3 protein-coding genes and 1 pseudogene are annotated in these 2,866 nt (G+C 59.2%); all 4 read left to right on the top strand.

Features of this window, described 5'->3' with window-relative positions:
* Nucleotides 1-1,084 (top strand): methyl-accepting chemotaxis protein (locus tag HLUSI_RS28070; RefSeq protein ID WP_016833987.1); only part of this gene is annotated, 1,084 nt, incomplete at its 5' end.
* A 105-nt stretch (nucleotides 1,085-1,189) separates the two neighbouring features.
* Nucleotides 1,190-2,056 (top strand): CheR family methyltransferase, encoded by an 867-nt coding sequence (locus HLUSI_RS0110755; protein WP_016833986.1) that lies wholly within the window; start codon nucleotides 1,190-1,192, stop codon nucleotides 2,054-2,056.
* A gap of 3 nt (nucleotides 2,057-2,059) precedes the next feature.
* Complete coding sequence (cheD, locus tag HLUSI_RS0110750) at nucleotides 2,060-2,662, top strand: chemoreceptor glutamine deamidase CheD (protein ID WP_016833985.1); 603 nt, start codon at nucleotides 2,060-2,062, stop codon at nucleotides 2,660-2,662.
* A gap of 80 nt (nucleotides 2,663-2,742) precedes the next feature.
* Nucleotides 2,743-2,866: pseudogene (locus HLUSI_RS32580) on the top strand (chemotaxis response regulator protein-glutamate methylesterase); the annotation flags it as partial.

Raw genomic sequence — 2,866 nt, 5'->3', positions numbered from 1 at the left:
TGCCGCCATCGAAGCAGCGCGCGCCGGCGAACACGGTCGCGGATTTGCGGTGGTGGCGGGAGAAGTGCGGCAACTGGCCCAGCGCACCAAGGAAGCGACAGACGACATCGGCGCCATGGTGCGCTCGATCACCGAAGAGGCCGAGCGCGCTTCCGGCGGCATGCAGTCCCTCAGCGCCAAGGTGCTGGAAGCGTCGCAGAACGTGGAACGTGTGCATGGTTTCCTCGGCAACATCGAACGTTCCGCCGGGATTTCGGAAGAGGAGATCCAACAGATCGCACGCGCTTCCCGCGAGCATGTCGAGACCACTCATCGCATCGCCGAAGCCATCCTCAAAATTCGTGACGGCATGCTGGCGACCGACATCGAGTTGCCGCGCGTGGCGGCGTCGGCCATGGCCTTGTCGGAACGCGCCGAACTGGTCTATGACGCCATCGCCGCGAGCAACGCCAAGACCCAGCACGACGACATCCAGAAAGTCGCGACCGCTGCGGCCAAGCGCATCGGCAAGCTGTTCGAGGAAGCCATCGGCGCCGGCCGGATCAGCGAGGCGGCCTTGTTCGACCGCACCTATAAACCGCTACCCAACACCAACCCACCCAAGCACACCACGCAATTCGACGCTTTCACCGACCGTGTCCTGCCGGACGTGCAGGAAGCCATTCTCGAGTCCATGCCGCAGCTGGCGTATGCCGGCGCGGTGGACAACAACGGCTATTTCCCCACGCACAACAAAAAATTCTCCAAGCCGCTGACCGGCGATTACGATACCGACCTGGTCAACAACCGTACCAAGCGCATCTTCAGCGATCGCACCGGAAAGCGTTGCGGGGCGAATACAAAGCCGTTCCTGCTGCAGACTTATAAACGCGATACCGGCGAAGTCATGCACGATCTTTCGGTGCCGATTTATGTGAACGGCAAACATTGGGGAGGCTTCCGCGTCGGCTATCGTTCCAGCCAGGCACAGGAGGCGGCGCCGGTTCAGGCGGTCGCCGCAACGTCGCCGGCGTCGGCAAAGCAGCTTAAGCAAACGGTCAAGACCGAGAACAGCAAGGGATTGGTGCGCCAGATCTCGGCTTGAACAGCTTGACCGGGCAGGGCAGGTTGATAGACTATTCGACAACGGGGGTAACCTATCGAGAATGCTGAGAATGCGATAGGTCCGGATTAGAAAAGGAACATCAACTTGAAACCTGCTCCGCAGAATAAGCTCGATTCTGTCAAAGAATTCGATTTTACCAATCGCGATTTTGACAGGGTGCGGGATCTTATCTATAAGCGCGCCGGCATTGCGTTGGCCGAAAGCAAGCAGGAAATGGTCTATAGCCGCCTGGCGCGGCGCCTGCGCGCGACCGGCATCGCTTCCTTCGTGCAATACCTGGACCTGCTGGAACGCGGCGGCGACACCGACGAGTGGGAGGCATTCACCAATGCGCTGACCACCAATCTGACGTCGTTCTTCCGCGAGTCGCATCACTTCCCGATCCTCGCCGATTTCGTCAAGACGCTTAAAGAGCCTGCCACGGTCTGGTGCTCGGCCGCCTCCACCGGCGAAGAGCCCTACACCATCGCCATGACGCTGTGCGAAGCCTACGGCACGCTGACGCCGCCGGCGCAGATCATCGCCACCGACATTGACACCAACGTGCTGGCCACCGGCGCCAATGGCGTCTATCCGATTGAACGCATCGACAAGCTGTCGCCCGAGCGCATCAAGAAATTCTTCCTGCGCGGCAAGGGTAACCAGGAGGGTTACGTCCGGGTGCGTCCTGAATTACGCAAGCTGGTGACCTTCAAACAACTGAATTTGCTGGGCGACAGTTGGCCTGTGACCGGGCAGTTCGACGTCATCTTTTGCCGCAACGTGATGATTTATTTCGACAAGCCGACCCAGAGCAAGATCCTGTCGCGCTTCGTGCCGCTGATGAAGCCGCATGCGCTGTTGTTCGCCGGCCATTCCGAAAACTTCCTGTATGTTTCCGATGCCTTGAAGCTCAAGGGAAAGACGGTCTACGAGCTCGGTGCAGCAACGCAACGCAAGGCGGGGAAATAAGCCATGAGCCAAGGTCAGGACCAATTCGCTTCCAACGTCTACTACGACCGCACCTTCGATTGCGACGCGGCCAAGATATTGCCGGGCGAATACTATTTCACGCACAAGGACATGATGATCGTCACGGTGCTGGGCTCGTGCGTGTCGGCCTGCATCCGCGACCGCGTCACCGGCATCGGCGGCATGAATCACTTCATGCTGCCCGACAGCGGCGACGGCGACAGCCCGATTTCGGCATCGATGCGCTACGGCACTTACGCCATGGAAATTCTGATCAATGACGTGCTCAAGGCCGGCGCCCGGCGCGAGAACCTGGAGGCCAAGGTGTTCGGCGGCGGCAACGTGCTGCGCGGCTTCATCGCCATCAACGTCGGCGAACGCAACGCGCAATTCGTACGCGACTACCTGAAGGCGGAAAATATCCGCGTGACGGCGGAAGATCTGAACGATATCTGGCCGCGTAAGGTATATTTCTTCCCCCGCACCGGCAAGGTGCTGGTCAAGAAGCTCAAACAATTGCATAACAACACACTGGTGAATCGCGAACAGGATTACGCCAGCAAGCTGGTCGCCAAGCCGGTGGGTGGCGCAGTCGATCTGTTTTAAGGTCGGTTGAGTCGGCAGAGAAGGTTTTGTCGGCCCCGTGCGAAGACCGCAAGGGCCAGTTTCAGGAAAGTACGCATCGTATGAAAATTAAAGTATTGATCGTCGACGACTCGGCATTGATCCGCAGCGTCATGAAAGAGATCATCGGCAGCCAACCTGACATGGAAGTCGTGGGCGTTGCCCCCGATCCCATCATCGCGCGCG

Origin of the sequence: Herbaspirillum lusitanum P6-12 (assembly GCF_000256565.1) — a bacterium.
Taxonomy (GTDB): Bacteria; Pseudomonadota; Gammaproteobacteria; order Burkholderiales; family Burkholderiaceae_D; genus Herbaspirillum; species Herbaspirillum lusitanum.
Note: the sequence above shows the minus strand (reverse complement) of the source record. Positions and strands in the feature narration are given on the sequence as shown.

Bases quoted from the DNA above. Each gene is read 5' to 3' on its own strand.
- cheD (WP_016833985.1), top strand. From the start codon at position 2,060: ATGAGCCAAGGTCAGGACCAATTCGCTTCCAACGTCTACTACGACCGC.